The following is a 16494-nucleotide window of genomic DNA, read 5'->3' on the forward strand; positions in this document are numbered from 1 at the left end:
CCGTCATCGCCTCAACACCAGCCACCCAAACGCCGTCAGGGATAACAGGGAATAAATCATGCCCGGTAGTGCTGCGGTCAACCAGGGTTGCCAGTTTTGCATGTTGCCAATATAGCCAAAAACATTGTTGAGCAGGAAGAAGCTGATGCCCGCCATCACTCCGCCAAACACATAGGTTGCGATGCCGCCTGAGCGAAAGTGCAGGTAGGCAAAAGGCAGGGCCAACACCACCATCACCAGGCAACTCAAGGGGTAGAAGACTTTTTTCCAGAACTCGATTTCATAGCGTTGTGCCGTCTGCGCGTTGGCCTGCAGGTGCTGGATATACTGAAACAGGTCGATCGTACTCATGCGCTCCGGTTTGAGTACCGCGGCAGAAACCATCTCCGAGCTGATCTGGTTCGGCCATCGCAAGCTGTCAAGGTGTTGCCGGTCGATGCGGGCGGTATCGGTGCCTCGTGCGGGGAATTCGGTCCGGTCCACGCTTTGCAGCGTCCAGGAGTCATCCCGGCCAAAAACTGCCGTCTGCGATTGCGTCATGGACATCAGGAATCCCTGGTTGTCGAATTCGTAGACCCGGACCCCGCGCATGCTGCCATCGGACTCCAGCGCGTTGACATTCACCGCATACTGGGCGTAACGCTGCTTTTCCTTTAACCAGGCGCCGGTTTGACCGACCGTGAGCCGTCCCTGATAGCGGGCTTTCAAAAGTTGCCCGGTCCGGTCTGCGGCGGGGGATATGTAGTCACCAATGGCAAAGGTCAGCAGCACAAATCCCAAGCCCAGGAGCAAGAGTGTTTTCAAGGCGCGCCAGGGGCCGAGTCCGCTGGTCCGCAAAATGGTGTATTCCGAGCTTTGGGCCAAGCGTGCCATGACAAAAATAGTACCGATGAGGACGGCAATGGGCAGCAGTTCATACAGATGACTCGGAATCATCAGCGTGACAAAGGCCAGCGCGTGGATGAGCCGATAGCCCGCCGCCGCATGTCGGCCAAGCGCCTGTATCTCTTCGACGAAATCAAAAAAGAAAAACAGGGAAAGAAAGCCCAAGGTGACAAAGGTAACCGCAGACAGCACTTCGCCGTAAATCAGACGTCGGATGGTTTTCACGTCCTGGACCTCCGCAACAGGGCAGACCGCGAACCCGTCAAGGTGCGCCAGTGCCAGTTATTGTGACCCTTGGCAAGCCAGAACAGGCCCAGCACCAGCGCCCCCCCATGCAAGGCCAGCAAAAACCCGGCGAACGTCACTTTGCCCGACACGATCCAGCTCTGGCCGAGATTGAGCATGTTGTAATAAATCACGAATGCAAACAGGGAAAAGACCAGGTTTGCACTTCGGCCCACCCGCGGATTGACGCTGGACACAGCGATGGCAATGATCACGAAATTGATGGCGGCCAAAATCAGACCGATGCGCCAGGACAGCTCTGCCAAGTTGTGCGGCGTCGCTGTCCGAATCAATTCAATCGTGGGGCGGGTGTTGACCGGCACATAGTCTGTTCCGCCCAGAATATCCACACCCACCTTGGTGCCATACTCCTCGAACTCGCTGATCTTTAGATCCTGCTTGCCAATAGTGCTTTCCAGACGCTGGCCGTTGCTGAGCATCAAGAATCGGTCCCCATTCAGGCTCTGAATGCGGCCACTGCGGGCCGAGGTGATGGTTTCCTTCCCGTATTCCGTCGTCGCAATAAAGACATTGTTGCCGGACTGCTGCCCCGGTGTGTTCTTTTCGACGAAGAACACGCGCTTGCCTCCAACTGACTCTTGAAATTGGCCCGGTTCGATGCGCTCAATGTCCCCGCGCTTTTCATACTGGTCCTTCATGTTTTCTATCCGCTGGTTGGACCAGGGCAGGACAAACAGTGCCAGTGCCATCACCACCAGCAACACCGGCCAGGCAAACCGGAACAACGGGCCCAGAAACCCGGACAAACCACGGCCACTGGCAAACCAGATCACCATTTCACTGTCGCGGTACATGCGTGACATGCTGGCAATGATGGCAATGAACAGGCTCATGGTCAGAATCGTCGGCATGTAGGCAAGCACGGTATAGCCCATGACCAGCATCACGTCGGACGGATTGAAGCTGCCACGCGAGGCCTGGCCGAGCGTACGTATCAGCGTCATGGTCATGACAACCGTCGCCAGCACGATCAGGGTGGCCCCAAAACTGCGCGCCAGCTCCTTGCGAATGGAGGAATGGAATAACATCAGCGGAAAGGAAAACCTGAATTATGAACTTTGAACTGAAGACAATTGATTCCCTGGGCGCAGCCAATGAAAAATGCGATGCCCTGATTGTGCTGCTAAGTCAGTCTTTCAAACCGGGAAAAGACGCTTTATCAGGGCTTGTTGCACAGGTATTGAAGGCAGGTGATCTGGACTACAAGGCAGGGAAGTCGCTGGCGATTTACCGCCCGACCGGCATGGCCTGCTCCCGTGTCGTATTGGCAGGGGTCGGCGATGGGGCTGCCAAAGATGTACGCCAGGCTGTGGCCACTGCGGTGGCAGCGCTCAAGGCGGGCAGTCTCAAGAAGCTGGTCATCTGCTTTGCCTCCCTGCCCAAGGACGAGGCTGTCCGCGCTGCAGTGATGGCGGTGGCCGACGCGAGCTACGTCTTCACCACGACAAAATCCAGGCCCGAGGGCAGGGTGATCCAGCGGGTGCTCCTTGGCATGCCCAATGCCGTCAAGTTCCGACCGGTTTTTGACCAGGTCGTCGCCTCCGTGAAAGGTATTGAGTTTGCCAAAGAGTGGGCCAATCGTCCTGCAAACCATGCCACGCCGTCACTTCTGGGAGGGGCCGCCCGATCGCTGGCGAAGTTCCCAAAAATCAAATGCGAAGTGCTGGGCCCCAAAGAAGTGGCCAAGTTGGGGATGGGTTCTTTCATGGCTGTGGCCCAAGGTTCGGATGAACCCCTGCGCTTTATTGTGCTGCGCTACGACGGTGCCGCAAAGACCCAGGCGCCCACCGTATTGGTCGGTAAAGGCATTACCTTTGACAGCGGCGGTATTTCCATCAAGCCAGCGCCCGAGATGGACGAGATGAAGTTTGACATGTCAGGCGCGGCCAGCGTGTTGGGCGTTTTTCGGGCTCTGGCGGAACTGCAGCCTGCCATCAACGTGGTGGGCCTGATTCCGTCCTGTGAAAACCTGATCAATGGCCGGGCAGTCAAACCAGGCGACGTGGTCACGAGCATGAGTGGGCAAACCATTGAAATTCTCAATACCGATGCCGAGGGACGGCTGGTTTTGTGCGATGCATTGACCTATGCGGAGCGCTTCAAGCCCCGTGCCGTGGTGGATATCGCCACACTGACTGGCGCATGCGTCATTGCATTGGGCGCTGTGCGCAGCGGACTTTTTTCGACCCATGACGACCTGGCGGCGGCCCTTGTGTCGGCGGGTGAGTCGTCTCTTGACTTGTGCTGGCGCATGCCCTTGGACGACGATTACGCGGAAGGTCTGAAAACCAATTTTGCCGATGTCGCCAACGTGGCCGGGCGTGCCGCAGGCTCCATCACGGCTGCCAAATTTTTGCAGCGCTTCACTTCAAAGTATCCCTGGGCCCATCTGGACATTGCCGGAACAGCCTGGAAAAGTGGGGCAGCCAAAGGCGCAACAGGTCGTCCGGTTGCGCTGTTGCTGGCATACCTGCTGGCCTCGTCCAAGTAAGCAAAACAGTCTTGCCTGTGACCGAGGTCGCCTTTCATTTCAACGCCCCCGATCGGGTGGCCTACGCTTGTCGTTTGTTGCGCAAGGCCGTCAGCAGTGGTGCCCAGCTGGTGGTGACAGGCTCGCCAGACACGCTGCGCCAACTCGATGCAGCCCTGTGGACCTTCTCACCCGTCGACTTTGTACCGCACTGCTATTTGGAGAGCGAACCTTCCGTTGCGGCTGCGTCGCCCGTCATGTTGATGACATCCACTGAATCTGCGCCGCATTTTCAGGTCCTGGTGAACCTCGGGAAGGCAGTACCAGGTGGCTTTGAACGCTTTGAGCGCGTCATTGAGGTGGTCACCCTGGATGACGAAGACCGGCAATTCGCCCGAACCCGCTGGAAACACTATGCGGACCGCGGCTATGCGATCACGCGCCATGATTTGAATTTGAAACCCTCGCAGTGATGAACACGAATACCCCACCACGCAATCTTCCCCGTTTTCTGCCGACTTTGACCGAAGTGGTGCATCCTTCCAGTTTGGTCAAGGCCACGCCGTCGACTCAGCCAGACCTCGAGGCCACTGTCTCATTGGTCATGGAGCGCGTAGACCGGGTGATCGAACGCCGCATCAGTGACGAGGCCGAAGCGCTGATTCGGTCGCGGATGGCTGAACAACTGCAGTTAATTAGTGCAGGCCTAAGAGAAGAACTGGAGAGCGTCGTGAGACACGCCCTCTCTGAAGTTCTGGCGCCGGGGCCCAGTCTTCCCAATCCGGACCAATGAGCCGTATTGATCACGCCTGGTATTTCTGTGCTGGTGCGATGAAGTCTCATAAATTGCGTTATCGTTAACGGTTTGGCGTCGCCAAATTCGGTTTTGGATTCTCTGATTTATCAACCTGGAGTTTTTATGCAATTCAAAGTGAAGAGTGCTTTGACCCTGATCGCTGGTGCGGTTCTGTTGGTCGCGTGTGGAAAAAAAGAAGAGGCCGCTCCCGCACCGGCGTCAGCTCCTGTGGCAGCGCCTGCGCCCGCAGCACCTGCGGCTTCGGTGATCAAGATCGGACATGTCGGTCCCGTCAGTGGCGCGTCTGCGCATTTGGGCAAAGACAATGAGTATGGCGCACGGTTGGCCATCGAAGAACTCAACGCAACCGGCGTGATGATCGGTGGGAAAAAAGTCACCCTTGAATTGGTGACCGAAGACGACGCTGGCGATCCCAAGCAAGGTACTGCTGTTGCTCAAAAGCTGGTCGACGCCAAGGTGGCTGGTGTGATCGGCCATTTGAACTCTGGTACGACCATCCCCGCCTCCAAGCTGTACAGCGACGCTGGCATTCCCCAAATCTCTCCTTCGGCAACCAATCCCAAATACACGCGCCAGGGTTTCAAAACCGCATTTCGCGTTGTAGCGGACGACGTTCACTTGGGCAGCAACCTCGGCAAGTACGCCGTCACAACACTCAAAGGCAAATCCATTGCCGTGATCGACGACCGCACGGCCTATGGCCAGGGCGTGGCCGAAGAGTTCACCAAAGCTGTTGAAGGCGCGGGTGGCAAAGTGATCGCCAAGGAGTTCACCAACGACAAGGCTACGGATTTCAGTTCCATCCTGACCTCCATCAAAGGCAAAAAGCCTGATGTCGTGTTCTTCGGCGGTATGGACACCGTGGCGGGCCCCATGCTGAAACAAATGAAGTCTCTGGGCCTCAATGCCAAGTTCATGGGCGGCGACGGCATCTGCACCAGTGAGTTGCCTAAGCTCGCGGGCGATGCCCTGGCTGATGACCAGGTCTACTGCGCTGAGGCTGGCGGTGTTGAGGGCCAGCAAAAGGCGGGCATGGACGCCTTCAAGGCCAAGTTCAAGACCAAGTTTGGCGATGACGTCAAACTCTATGCCCCTTATGTGTATGACGCAGTCAATGTGATGGTGGCTGCGATGGTCAAGGCCGACTCTGCCGACCCCGCCAAGTATTTGCCAGTTCTCGCGCAGACGGCCAACCATCCGGGCGTCACAGGCCCTATCGGGTTTGATGAAAAGGGTGATATCAAGGGTGGTGCACTGACCCTGCGAACTTACCGTGCTGGCAAGGCCGTGGATCTCGCAGTTATTCGCTAACAGAGACCAAAGCGATGGCGCCCTGGGCGCTATCCGACAAGAAGGCCACCTCCGGGTGGCTTTTTTGTTGGGGCAATCTGCGTTGTGAGGAAAATGCGTGCAGTAGCTCGGGTAGAATACGCCCCACTGGAGCGGTGGATGAGCGGTTTAAGTCACACGCCTGGAAAGCGTGCGAGGGGTAAAACCCTCCGCGGGTTCGAATCCCGCCTGCTCCGCCAGTACTAGGGTTTCATCGGTCTCCAACCATGTAAGCAAACCCCCTGAAAGCCTCGTAAAGCCTAGCTCTACGGGGCTTTTTTGTTTTCGCTGAGCTATGCCCGCTGTGTCTGCACCATTTTCATCGCTGACGAAATAAGTGCTGATACCTCCGTCATGTTGCTGGGGACAATGAGGGTGGTTGTGGCATCTGATGCGACTCGGGCGTAGGCATCAACAGCCTTCTCGGCCACCTTGAGTTGCACAGCGTCGGAACCACCGGGCTGGCGAATGGCGGCTGCAATGCGTTCGATGGCCTGCGCGGTGGCTTCGGCGACCGCCAGGATGGATTGCGCGTCACCTTCGGCCTTGTTGATCACGGCTTGTTTTTCACCTTCGGAGCGCGCAATGAAAGCCTCTCGTTCACCGGTTGCGATATTGATCTGCTCCTGGCGACGACCTTCGGAGGCCGCAATCAGGGCGCGCTTTTCGCGCTCTGCGGTAATTTGCTGTTGCATCGCATGCAAGATCTCCTTGGGCGGCGTCAAGTCCTTGATCTCATAGCGCAAGACCTTCACGCCCCAGTTCAGGGCCGCTTCGTCGATGGCTTGCACCACTTGTGCGTTGATGATGTCGCGCTCCTCAAACGTCTTGTCCAGCTCCAGCTTGCCGATGACGGAGCGCAGCGAGGTTTGCGCCAGTTGCGAGATCGCCACGATGAAGTTGCTGGAACCATAGCTGGCCCGCATGGCATCCGTGACCTGAAAGTACAGGATGCCGTCCACCTGCAGTTGCGTGTTGTCACGCGTGATGCAGACCTGGCTGGCGATGTCCAGGGGAATTTCCTTCAGTACATGTTTGTAGGCCACCTTGTCGATAAAGGGCATCAGGAAGTTCAGCCCGGGCGTCAGCGTTCCGTTGTACTTGCCGAGGCGTTCCACGACCCACGCATGCTGCTGTGGCACCACTTTGACCGACTGCGTCACAAATATGATCGCGATGATGAGCAGGACGAATGCAATTTCCATATATTTCTCCAATAAACAAGTGTGTTGAAGCGGCAGGCGAGCTGGTTACGCTTTTTTGACAATCAGGCGGCTGCCTATAACTTCCACAATGGTGTGGGGACCGGGGGAGGGGGTGGCTCCGGCGAGCAGTGACACGTTCCAGCTGGCGCCACGGTATTTGACAGCGCTGGTTCCATCCGGACGCCATACGTCGACCTGCACGGTCTCCCCAATATCCAGATTGACGTCGTGGTTGGCGCTGGCTGGTGGTCCAGAGGGGGCGCCTCGTTTGTAGGCTCGAAAAACCACGACAAACCCGCCTCCGACCACTGCTGCGACGACCACCTGCAGTGTGGCGCTGGCGCCCGCGTGAGCGGCAAGGGCGGCTGCGGCCAGTCCAAGGGACAGCATCAGCAAATAAAACGTCCCTGTCAGCAACTCGATTGCGACCGCCGCGCCTGCAAGTACCCACCAGATCGTTGATTCGGCCATATCCATCCCTAATTTGTGTTGCTATTGCCACATTTTGAGGCAAAAGGCCGGACGCGCAAGGGAGTGGACTTAATAAGTCCTTACACTTCGCGCCTGCTTTATATTTTTCCCGTGCCTGGCTGGAGGTCTCCATGAAATTTCGCTTTCCCATTGTGATCATCGACGAAGACTTTCGCTCGGAAAACACCTCCGGCCTGGGGATTCGGGTTCTGGCTCAGGCGATCGAGTCGGAAGGCTTTGAGGTCCTTGGTGCCACCAGCTACGGTGACCTGAGCGAATTCGCTCAGCAACAGAGCCGTGCCAGCGCATTTATCCTGTCCATCGACGATGAGGAGTTCACCCCTGGACCGGATCTGGACCCGGCGGTGCTGGATTTGCGTCATTTCATCGAAGAAGTCCGTCGCAAGAATCTGGATGTGCCCATCTACGTGTATGGCGAAACCAAAACGTCACGGCATCTTCCCAATGACATCCTGCGCGAGTTGCACGGCTTTATTCACATGTTCGAAGACACGCCCGAGTTCGTGGCGCGTCACATCATTCGCGAGGCCAAGAGTTACCTGGAAGGCGTTCAGCCCCCCTTCTTCAAGGCCTTGCTGGACTATGCAGAAAACGGGTCCTATTCCTGGCACTGCCCCGGGCACTCCGGCGGTGTGGCCTTTCTTAAAAGCCCGGTCGGGCAGATGTACCACCAGTTCTATGGTGAAAACATGTTGCGCGCCGACGTCTGCAACGCCGTTGAAGAACTGGGGCAACTGCTGGACCACGATGGTGCCATTGGCAAGAGCGAGCGCAATGCCGCACGTATCTTCAACGCCGACCACTGCTTTTTCGTGACCAATGGCACCAGCACCAGCAACAAAATGGTGTGGCACCACACGGTGGCGCCGAATGACGTGGTCGTGGTGGACCGCAACTGCCACAAATCCATTCTGCACGCAATCATCATGACCGGGGCCATTCCCGTGTTCCTGAAACCCACGCGCAATCACTTCGGCATCATCGGACCGATTCCCAAAAGCGAGTTTGAACCAGCCGCCATCAAGGCAAAGATCAAGGCCAACCCCTTGATTCGCGAACACTTGCCGGATGCGGATGCCAACACCATCAAGCCCCGCGTGCTGACGCTGACCCAGTCTACCTATGACGGTGTGTTGTACAACACGGAAACCGTCAAAGGCATGCTGGACGGTTATGTGGAGAACATCCACTTTGATGAAGCCTGGCTGCCACACGCCGCTTTTCACTCGTTCTACGGCACCTACCACTCGATGGGCAAGAAGCGCGCCCGTCCCAAGCATGCGATGGTGTATGCCACGCAGTCCATCCACAAATTGCTGGCCGGTATCAGCCAGGCAAGCCATGTGCTGGTGCAAGATTCGCAGACGGTGAAGCTGGACAAGCATCTCTTCAATGAGGCGTATCTGATGCACACATCCACCTCGCCGCAGTACAGCATCATTGCCAGCTGCGACGTGGCAGCCGCCATGATGGAGCCACCCGGCGGCACGGCACTGGTCGAGGAAAGTATTGCCGAAGCATTGAACTTCCGCCGTGCGATGCGCAAGGTCGATGAAGAGTACGGCGATGACTGGTGGTTCAAGGTCTGGGGGCCGGACAAGTTGGTCGAGGAGGGGATTGGCAGGGCTGACAACTGGGTCATCAAAGGCGAATCTCCCAAGGCCAAGGCCGGTGTCAACTGGCATGGATTCGGCAAGATGGCGGCGGGCTTCAACATGCTGGACCCCATCAAATCGACGGTGGTCACGCCAGGTCTGGACTTGAACGGCAAGTTTGCCAAAACCGGCATTCCGGCCAGCATCGTGACCAAGTTTTTGGCAGAACACGGCGTGGTGGTTGAGAAAACCGGTCTGTACAGCTTTTTCATCATGTTCACCATCGGCATCACCAAGGGCCGCTGGAACAGCATGCTGACAGCCTTGCAGCAGTTCAAGGACGACTATGCCAAGAACCAGCCCATGTGGCGCGTGTTGCCGGAGTTTTGCCAGAAGTACCCCAAATACGAAACCATGGGTCTGGCGGACTTATGCCAGCATGTGCACCAGCTGTACGCCAAGTACGACATCGCCCGCTTGACGACCGACATGTACCTTAGCGACCTGACACCGGCCATGAAGCCCAGCGACGCCTATGCCCACATTGCCTTGCGCAAAACTGAGCGAGTGGAAATTGACCAGTTGGAAGGCCGGATCACGGTTGGACTTGTGACGCCTTACCCACCCGGCATTCCCTTGCTGATTCCTGGCGAAGTGTTCAACAAGAAGATCGTGGACTATCTCAAGTTCTCACGCGAGTTCAATGCCCAGTGTCCTGGCTTTGAAACCGATATCCATGGTCTTGTGGAAGAGGTGGGGGCTGATGGCCAGACCCGCTACTACGCAGACTGCGTCAAGGCCTGACGCCAATAAAGCTACTTATTTAATAGCATCCAGCCCAGGAAATTCGAGGGCTGGATGCTATTTTAATTACGATTGTGGAGCTTCCACCACGGCTACGGCGGTCTGGCTGACGCCGCAATCCACGTAGGAAATCTGACCCGTCATGCCGGAAGCCAGGTCGCTCAACAGGAAGGCAGCCACGTTGCCGACTTCTTCGATGGTCACGTTGCGACGCAATGGCGATGCATTGGCCGAAATGGCCAGCAAGCGGCCAAAGTCCTTGATCCCGCTGGCTGCCAGGGTTTTGATAGCGCCCGCGCTCAGACCATTGACGCGCATGCCCCGTGGGCCAATCGCATCTGCCAGATAGCGAACCGAAGATTCCAGCGATGCCTTGGCCAGGCCCATGGTGTTGTAGCTCGGCACCACACGCACGCCACCCAGATAGGTCAGTGTCAGCAGGGACGAATTGTCATTGAGGTAGGGCAGCGCCGCTTTGGCCATGGCGGGAAAACTGTACGCACTGATGTCATGGGCGATACGGAAGTTTTCGCGCGTCAGGCCATCCAGAAAATTGCCGGCAATCGCTTCGCGGGGGGCATAGCCAATGCTGTGGACAAAGCCATCAAATTTCGGCCAGTGGACTGACAGGTCGGCAAACAGCTTGTCAATCTGCGCGTCGTCACCTACGTCGCAATCAAAGGTCAGCGTGGAGCCGAAATCAGCCGCAAATTCGGCAATACGCTCCTTGAAACGCTCGCCCACATAGCTGAATGCCAGTTCGGCCCCCTGCTCATGGCAGGCCTGGGCGATGCCATAGGCAATCGACCGTTTGGACAGAACACCAGTAATCAGCAATTTTTTTCCTGTCAGGAATCCCATAGCGTCTCTCTCATATAAACAGGTGAAGCACCACCGCAGTATGACCCGCCTGCTTTTGGGCCCCGTTGAAGATGCCCAAATGCACCGGCCGGACGACAACGGCATTTGATGCAGAATTGTCGCATGCGAAGCTTGCTTTTTTTATGGCTATGGGGAGTTGCCTGTTCGTCATGGGCAGCCCATGGGTATGCCCTGTGGGGAGACCTCAAGTACCCAGCCAATTTTTCACATTTTGATTACGTCAATCCCGGCGCCCCCAAAGGCGGCGAATTGCGACTCGTCAGCAATCTGCGGGTCTCCACTTTTGACAAGTACAACCCGTTCACCATCAAGGGCTCGGCGCCAGCCTATCTGTCCGACTTGATGTTTGACTCCCTGTTGACCGGCTCCCTGGATGAAACCGCATCCGGCTACGGCCTGCTGGCCCAGGATGTCGACGTGGCCGCCGATGGCATGAGCGCCGTTTTCAAGCTGCGACCGCAGGCTCGCTTTCACAACGGCGACCCGGTCCTGGCACTTGATGTCAAGCACAGCTTTGACACCCTGATGGGGCCTCATACCTCGCCTGCTTTCAAAAGCCTGCTGGAAGATGTGGCTGGCATGGATCTGCTGGATGAGCGCACGGTGCGCTATCGCTTCAGGAAACCCAACCGGGAACTTGTGCTCACCGTCGGTCGCTTGCCGGTGTTCAGCCGTCAATGGGGCGTGGAGAACGGCAAGCCCAAGTCCTTTGACAAGGTGGTGATGGACATCCCTGTGGGCAGCGGGCCTTACAAAATTGGCCCGGTCAGGTTCGGCAAGGACATCACGTATGTCCGTGACCCCAACTACTGGGCCAAAGACCTGAACGTCAAACGGGGCACCGGGAACTTTGAGCGGATTACCGTCAAGATCTACAAGGACAACACGGCGCGACTGGAAGCGCTCAAGGCAGGCGAATTTGACCTGATGCGGTTTTTCTCGGCGGGTGATTGGGTACGACGCGTCAATGGCAAGCGCTTTGATTCCGGGGAGTTGGTGAAGACCGAGTTCAAGCACCGATTGCCGTCCGGCTTTCAAAGCTACGTTCTCAATACCCGGCGCGACAATTTCAAGGACGTGCGCGTGCGCCAGGCCTTGGGGCTGGCACTCGACTACGAGTGGATGAACCGCCAGATGTTCTACAACTCCTACCAGCGCGTGACGGGTCTGTTCGGCAATACCGATTGCCAGGCCAAGGGGCTTCCCGGACCAGACGAGCTCGCGTTGATGGAACCCTGGCGCAAAGATATGCCACCCGCCGCTTTCGGCCCGATGGCAGTGTCTCCGCGCACGGATGGTGATTCATCACTGCGTAACAACCTGCGTCAGGCGCAAGCCTTGCTCAGGGCTGCGGGCTGGGAAGTCCGGGATGGCGCTTTGCGCAACGCGCAGGGCAAGGCATTTGAGATTGAATACCTGGACAGCAACGAAGGATCAGCCCGGGTGGTTGGCCCCTGGGCGCGAAACCTGGAAAAACTGGGCATTCGGCTGAATTTCCGCCCTGTGGACTTTGCGCTCTACCAGCAGCGATTGCAGAAGTTTGAATTCGATATCACGTCCATGGCCTATGGCGGCACCCACAACCCGGGGCAGGAATATGCCGATATGTTTGGTTCGGCCGCAGCAGGGATTGAAGACTCAGGCAATCTGACGGGCATCCAAAGTCCCGCTGTCGATGCTTTGATCAAGGCCATGACCGGTGCCAGATCCAAGGCCGAGTTGCTACCGGCTTGCCGTGCCCTGGATCGGGTGGTCAGCCACAGTCATCTGCTCATACCGCAATGGACTGCAACAACGCACCGAATCGTGTTCAACAGTTGGCGTGTTGCCAAGCCGGAAACCATGCCGCCTTATGCGTCGGGTGAAACCTGGGCGATCGATACCTGGTGGGCCAAAAGGTAAACCATGCTGATCTACACACTTAAACGACTGCTGCTGATGATTCCGACGCTTTTGGGCGTTCTGTTGATCACTTTTGTGGTGGTTCAGTTTGTGCCCGGTGGCCCGGTGGAGCAATACATGGCCGAGGCCAAGGCCGTGCCTGGCGCCAGTGCAGAGGGGGGCGGTTTGAGTTACCGCGGTGCGCAAGGCGTGGACCCCAAACGGCTGGCACAAATCAAGGCCTTGTATGGTTTTGACAAGCCCGCCCATGAGCGCTTCTTTCAAATGCTTGGCCAGTTCGCCCGCTTTGATTTGGGCAAAAGTTTTTTCCAGAACAAGGACGTCTCCCAACTGTTGTGGGAAAAATTGCCGGTGTCCATCAGCCTGGGCTTGTGGACTTTCTTCATCAGTTATTTGATTGCGGTTCCCCTGGGCGTTGCCAAGGCGGTGCGTGCCGGATCGCGCTTTGATTTCGTCACTACGCTGCTGATCCTGGTGGGCTATGCCATTCCCGGTTTTGTTCTGGGCGTTGCACTGTTGGTCATTTTTGGCGGGCAGTTGCAGTGGTTCCCCTTGCGCGGACTCACCTCGAGCAACTGGGATGAGTTGTCCTGGGGCGCCCGCATCGTGGACTACCTCTGGCACATTGCCATGCCCGTGACGGCCATGGTGCTGGGCAGTTTTGCCGTTACCGCCATGCTGACCAAGAACGCGTTTCTGGAGGAAATTCGAAAGCAGTATGTGGTGACGGCCCGCGCCAAGGGCCTGGACGAGCGGCAGGTGCTTTGGAAGCACGTGTTTCGCAATGCCCTGATTCCGATACTGACAGGCTTTCCGGCCGCCTTCATCGGCGCATTTTTCACTGGCTCGCTCTTGATTGAAACCCTGTTCTCTCTGGATGGACTCGGACTCCTGAGCTACGAGAGCGTGATCCGGCGGGACTATCCAGTAGTGCTGGGGACTCTGTATTTCTTTACCTTGATTGGCCTGGTGACCAAGCTAATTTCCGACTTGTCTTATGTATGGGTGGATCCGCGTGTCAAATTTGACTAACCCCCCTGACGCGGCCCCGAAGTCTCCATCGCCCTCCCGCAGGGCCTGGCTGCGCTTCAGGCGCAACCGCCTGGGCTATTGGAGCCTGCTGATACTGGGTACCCTGGTGGCACTCAGTCTGCTGGCGGAACTGGTCTCCAACGACCGGCCGCTTTTAGTGCGTTTTGACGGCGCGACCTATGTTCCGATGCTCAAGGACTACCCGGAGAAGGTTTTCGGTGGGGATTTTGATACCACGACCGATTACCTGGACCCTTTTATTCAGCAGCAGCTGCAACGCGAGGGAAATTGGGCCGTCTATGCACCCAACCGCTACGGCCCCAAGACCCTGAATTACTTTGCCAAGGAACCTAACCCGTCCGGCCCCAGTCGCGACAACTGGCTGGGCACCGATGACCGGGGGCGTGATTTGCTGGCCCAGCTGATCTATGGCTTTCGGGTCAGTGTGCTTTTTGCCCTGGCGCTGACCACGACCGGTGTGTTACTTGGTTTGATCACGGGGGCAGTCCAGGGCTATTTCGGTGGCAAAACGGATTTGGCGTTTCAGCGTTTTATCGAAATCTGGAGTTCCATGCCAGAGCTGTACCTGCTCATTATTTTCAGTGCCGTCTTTGCGCCAAGTCTGGCCCTGTTGCTGGGCTTGCTGAGTCTCTTTGGCTGGATGGGTTTGTCAGATTATGTGCGGGCCGAATTTCTGCGCAACCGTCAGCTTGATTACGTCCGCGCTGCCCGTGCCTTGGGGGTGAGCAACTGGCACATCATCACCCGGCACATCCTGCCCAACAGCCTGACCCCGGTGGTCACGTTTTTGCCTTTTCGCATGAGTGGTGCCATTCTGGCGCTCACATCGCTTGATTTTTTGGGCCTGGGTGTGCCACCCGGAACGCCGTCACTGGGCGAGCTTCTGTCCCAGGGAAAAAACAATATCGACGCGTGGTGGATTTCCATCTCCACCTTTGGCGTGCTGGTGATAACACTGATGCTGCTGACCTTCATGGGGGACGCGCTGCGCGACGCGCTAGACCCCAGAAAGGCAGAGAAGTGACAACCCCGACGCTTCCCACATTGCTGACAGTTCAGGACCTGCGCATTTCCTTTGCCGGCAAGGAAGTGGTGCACGGCATCGACTTTGCCATTGCCCCCGGCGAAAAACTGGCGCTGGTCGGAGAATCCGGTTCGGGTAAAACCGTCACCGCGCTGAGCCTGTTGCGGCTGGTACAAAACGCCCACATCACCGGGGAATCCCGGTTTTTGGGGCGCGATTTGTTGTCCATGTCCGAGCGTGAATTGCGTGGCTTGCGCGGGCAAGACATCTCCATGATTTTTCAGGAACCCATGACGGCGCTCAACCCGCTGTTCACGGTGGGCGATCAGATTGCCGAAGTTTTGGAACTGAAACAGGGCCTGGCCCGCACACTTTGTGCGCAGGAAGCTATTGAACTGATAGCAGAAACCGGTATCACCGAGCCCGAACGACGCGCGGCTTCGTATCCGCATCAGCTCAGTGGTGGCCAGCGTCAGCGCGCCATGATCGCCATGGCGCTGGCCTGTCAACCCAAACTCCTGCTGGCTGACGAACCCACTACCGCTCTGGATGTCACGCTGCGGGGGCAAATACTGGACCTGCTGGCCAGCATGCAGAAGAAAAATGGCATGGCCGTGCTCATGATCACCCATGATCTGAATCTGGTTCGGCGCTTTGCCGACCGGGTCATTGTCATGGAAAACGGCTATGTCGTTGAACAGGGTACCGTGTCCGATGTCTTTGCCAACCCGCAACACAGCTATACCCGCCGACTGATTGACAGCAAACCGGTGCGAGATGTCGTTGAACAGGTTCAGCCGTCAAGCGAGCCACCCGTGATGCTGGCAAGCAAGCTTCGGGTTGGCTATGCGATACCGTTGAGTGGGCTGAAAGGGTGGTTCCGACGCGGAGAATTCATCGCCGTGCAGGGGGCGGATTTTCAGTTGGCGCCGGGGCAAACCCTCGGAGTAATCGGGGAATCCGGATCGGGTAAGTCCACGCTGGCCCTGGCCGCGCTGGGTTTGCTGCCCTCTGGCGGTGAGTTGCGGGTGACTGGACAGGCCTGGAGTGTCAATGCAAACAGCAACAAGGCCTTGCGCCGCCTGGTGCAAGTGGTGTTTCAGGATCCCTTTTCGTCACTGTCGCCACGCCTGACGGTGGAGGAAATTGTCGGAGAAGGGCTGCTGGTGCACGAGCCCGGCCTGACGCAGGATGAACGACGCCAGCGTGTCGGGCAGGCCCTGCGTGATGTCGGTCTCGGGGTTGACTTGGATCAAGCCCAGTTTTCAGATCTGATGCAACGCTACCCGCATGAGTTCTCTGGCGGGCAAAGACAGCGCCTGGCCATCGCCCGGGCACTCATCATCAATCCTCTGATACTGGTACTGGATGAACCGACCAGCGCCCTGGATGTGACGATTCAGAAACAGGTGCTGCAACTCTTGCAGCGGCTTCAGCGGGAACGGGGCTTGAGTTACCTTTTGATCACCCACGACGTGGACGTCATTCGCGCCATGGCCCATCACGTCGCGGTCATGCAGAACGGATATATCGTGGAGTCCGGGACGGCCGATCAGGTGCTGGGCAGCCCGCAGCATGACTACACCCGAACCTTGCTGGCAGCAGCAGGATAAATCCTTAGAAATCAAGGCACTTAAGTCGCTTTTCGGGTACAATCCAAAGCTCACGACCAAACGGGCGGGTATTTACCGCCCGTTTTTTTTGGTCGATCGTTTTACACACTGCAACTG

Annotated in this window: 14 protein-coding genes and 1 tRNA gene; 10 read left to right on the plus strand and 5 right to left on the minus strand. The window is 57.2% G+C overall.

Features of this window, described 5'->3' with window-relative positions; translation table 11 throughout:
- Positions 1-3: 3 nt before the first annotated feature.
- Together lptG and lptF are read right to left on the minus strand one after the other, a co-directional pair.
- A complete protein-coding gene (lptG, locus tag IV109_RS09330) occupies positions 4-1110 on the minus strand; it encodes an LPS export ABC transporter permease LptG (RefSeq protein WP_296695169.1) in 1107 nt (368 codons plus the stop codon).
- Positions 1107-2219, minus strand: a complete 1113-nt coding sequence (gene lptF, locus IV109_RS09335; protein WP_296695171.1) for an LPS export ABC transporter permease LptF — start codon at positions 2217-2219, stop codon at positions 1107-1109. The genes lptG and lptF overlap by 4 nt, the downstream gene beginning before the upstream one ends.
- Positions 2220-2242: 23 nt before the next feature.
- Here lptF and IV109_RS09340 point away from each other — a divergent pair, with 23 nt between their 5' ends.
- The 5 genes from IV109_RS09340 (at position 2243) to IV109_RS09360 (ending at position 6007) form a co-directional block, all read left to right on the plus strand.
- The gene (locus IV109_RS09340; protein ID WP_296695173.1) at positions 2243-3682 is read left to right on the plus strand and encodes a leucyl aminopeptidase; all 1440 of its coding nucleotides are present in this window, start codon (positions 2243-2245) and stop codon (positions 3680-3682) included.
- 17 nt (positions 3683-3699) lie between these two features.
- A complete protein-coding gene (locus IV109_RS09345) occupies positions 3700-4134 on the plus strand; it encodes a DNA polymerase III subunit chi (protein ID WP_296695730.1) in 435 nt (144 codons plus the stop codon).
- The gene (locus IV109_RS09350; protein WP_296695174.1) at positions 4134-4454 is read left to right on the plus strand and encodes a hypothetical protein; all 321 of its coding nucleotides are present in this window, start codon (positions 4134-4136) and stop codon (positions 4452-4454) included. The genes IV109_RS09345 and IV109_RS09350 overlap by 1 nt, the downstream gene beginning before the upstream one ends.
- Before the next feature lie 126 nt (positions 4455-4580).
- Entirely contained in the window at positions 4581-5789 is a 1209-nt protein-coding gene (locus IV109_RS09355) for a branched-chain amino acid ABC transporter substrate-binding protein (RefSeq protein ID WP_296695177.1), read from the plus strand.
- Between the two features lie 128 nt (positions 5790-5917).
- Positions 5918-6007: transfer RNA gene (locus IV109_RS09360), tRNA-Ser, on the plus strand.
- 93 nt (positions 6008-6100) lie between these two features.
- Here the strand turns inward: IV109_RS09360 and IV109_RS09365 are convergent.
- Together IV109_RS09365 and IV109_RS09370 are read right to left on the minus strand one after the other, a co-directional pair.
- Positions 6101-7012 carry a stomatin-like protein gene (locus IV109_RS09365; RefSeq protein WP_296695178.1) on the minus strand — a complete coding sequence of 304 codons (912 nt, stop codon included), beginning with the start codon at positions 7010-7012 and terminating at the stop codon, positions 6101-6103.
- Between the two features lie 45 nt (positions 7013-7057).
- On the minus strand, positions 7058-7483 hold the full coding sequence (locus IV109_RS09370; protein ID WP_296695181.1) for an NfeD family protein: 426 nt from the start codon (positions 7481-7483) through the stop codon (positions 7058-7060).
- A 131-nt stretch (positions 7484-7614) separates the two neighbouring features.
- On the opposite strand from IV109_RS09370, the gene IV109_RS09375 reads away from it, so the two are divergent.
- Positions 7615-9903, plus strand: a complete 2289-nt coding sequence (locus tag IV109_RS09375; RefSeq protein ID WP_296695183.1) for an arginine/lysine/ornithine decarboxylase — start codon at positions 7615-7617, stop codon at positions 9901-9903.
- A 66-nt stretch (positions 9904-9969) separates the two neighbouring features.
- Here the strand turns inward: IV109_RS09375 and fabI are convergent, their stop codons facing one another.
- Positions 9970-10764: an enoyl-ACP reductase FabI gene (gene fabI / locus IV109_RS09380; RefSeq protein WP_296695185.1), complete on the minus strand. Its 795-nt coding sequence runs from the start codon at positions 10762-10764 to the stop codon at positions 9970-9972.
- 123 nt (positions 10765-10887) lie between these two features.
- Between fabI and IV109_RS09385 the strand changes: the two genes are divergently transcribed.
- Genes IV109_RS09385 through IV109_RS09400 form a run of 4 tightly spaced genes read left to right on the plus strand, consistent with a single transcriptional unit; the run spans position 10888 to position 16377 of the window.
- Positions 10888-12687, plus strand: a complete 1800-nt coding sequence (locus tag IV109_RS09385) for an extracellular solute-binding protein (protein WP_296695187.1) — start codon at positions 10888-10890, stop codon at positions 12685-12687.
- A gap of 3 nt (positions 12688-12690) precedes the next feature.
- Positions 12691-13719 carry an ABC transporter permease subunit gene (locus IV109_RS09390; protein ID WP_296695189.1) on the plus strand — a complete coding sequence of 343 codons (1029 nt, stop codon included), beginning with the start codon at positions 12691-12693 and terminating at the stop codon, positions 13717-13719.
- The gene (locus IV109_RS09395; RefSeq protein ID WP_296695191.1) at positions 13685-14764 is read left to right on the plus strand and encodes an ABC transporter permease; all 1080 of its coding nucleotides are present in this window, start codon (positions 13685-13687) and stop codon (positions 14762-14764) included. The genes IV109_RS09390 and IV109_RS09395 overlap by 35 nt, the downstream gene beginning before the upstream one ends.
- Positions 14761-16377 (plus strand): ABC transporter ATP-binding protein, encoded by a 1617-nt coding sequence (locus IV109_RS09400; RefSeq protein ID WP_296695193.1) that lies wholly within the window; start codon positions 14761-14763, stop codon positions 16375-16377. Before IV109_RS09395 ends, IV109_RS09400 begins: the two co-directional genes overlap by 4 nt.
- The last annotated feature ends 117 nt before the right edge of the window (positions 16378-16494 follow it).

It is taken from the genome of Rhodoferax sp. (assembly GCF_018780565.1).
Classification (GTDB): Bacteria; Pseudomonadota; Gammaproteobacteria; order Burkholderiales; family Burkholderiaceae_C; genus Rhodoferax.

What these genes read in the sequence shown, in the direction of transcription:
- fabI (WP_296695185.1), bottom strand. Translation starts at nt 10,764, where the DNA reads ATGGGATTCCTGACAGGAAAAAAATTGCTGATTACTGGTGTTCTGTCC.
- IV109_RS09350 (WP_296695174.1), top strand. Translation starts at nt 4,134, where the DNA reads ATGAACACGAATACCCCACCACGCAATCTTCCCCGTTTTCTGCCGACT.
- IV109_RS09395 (WP_296695191.1), top strand. Translation starts at nt 13,685, where the DNA reads ATGTATGGGTGGATCCGCGTGTCAAATTTGACTAACCCCCCTGACGCG.
- IV109_RS09365 (WP_296695178.1), bottom strand. Translation starts at nt 7,012, where the DNA reads ATGGAAATTGCATTCGTCCTGCTCATCATCGCGATCATATTTGTGACG.
- IV109_RS09385 (WP_296695187.1), top strand. Translation starts at nt 10,888, where the DNA reads ATGCGAAGCTTGCTTTTTTTATGGCTATGGGGAGTTGCCTGTTCGTCA.
- IV109_RS09370 (WP_296695181.1), bottom strand. Translation starts at nt 7,483, where the DNA reads ATGGCCGAATCAACGATCTGGTGGGTACTTGCAGGCGCGGCGGTCGCA.
- IV109_RS09340 (WP_296695173.1), top strand. Translation starts at nt 2,243, where the DNA reads ATGAACTTTGAACTGAAGACAATTGATTCCCTGGGCGCAGCCAATGAA.
- IV109_RS09375 (WP_296695183.1), top strand. Translation starts at nt 7,615, where the DNA reads ATGAAATTTCGCTTTCCCATTGTGATCATCGACGAAGACTTTCGCTCG.
- IV109_RS09355 (WP_296695177.1), top strand. Translation starts at nt 4,581, where the DNA reads ATGCAATTCAAAGTGAAGAGTGCTTTGACCCTGATCGCTGGTGCGGTT.
- IV109_RS09390 (WP_296695189.1), top strand. Translation starts at nt 12,691, where the DNA reads ATGCTGATCTACACACTTAAACGACTGCTGCTGATGATTCCGACGCTT.
- lptF (WP_296695171.1), bottom strand. Translation starts at nt 2,219, where the DNA reads ATGTTATTCCATTCCTCCATTCGCAAGGAGCTGGCGCGCAGTTTTGGG.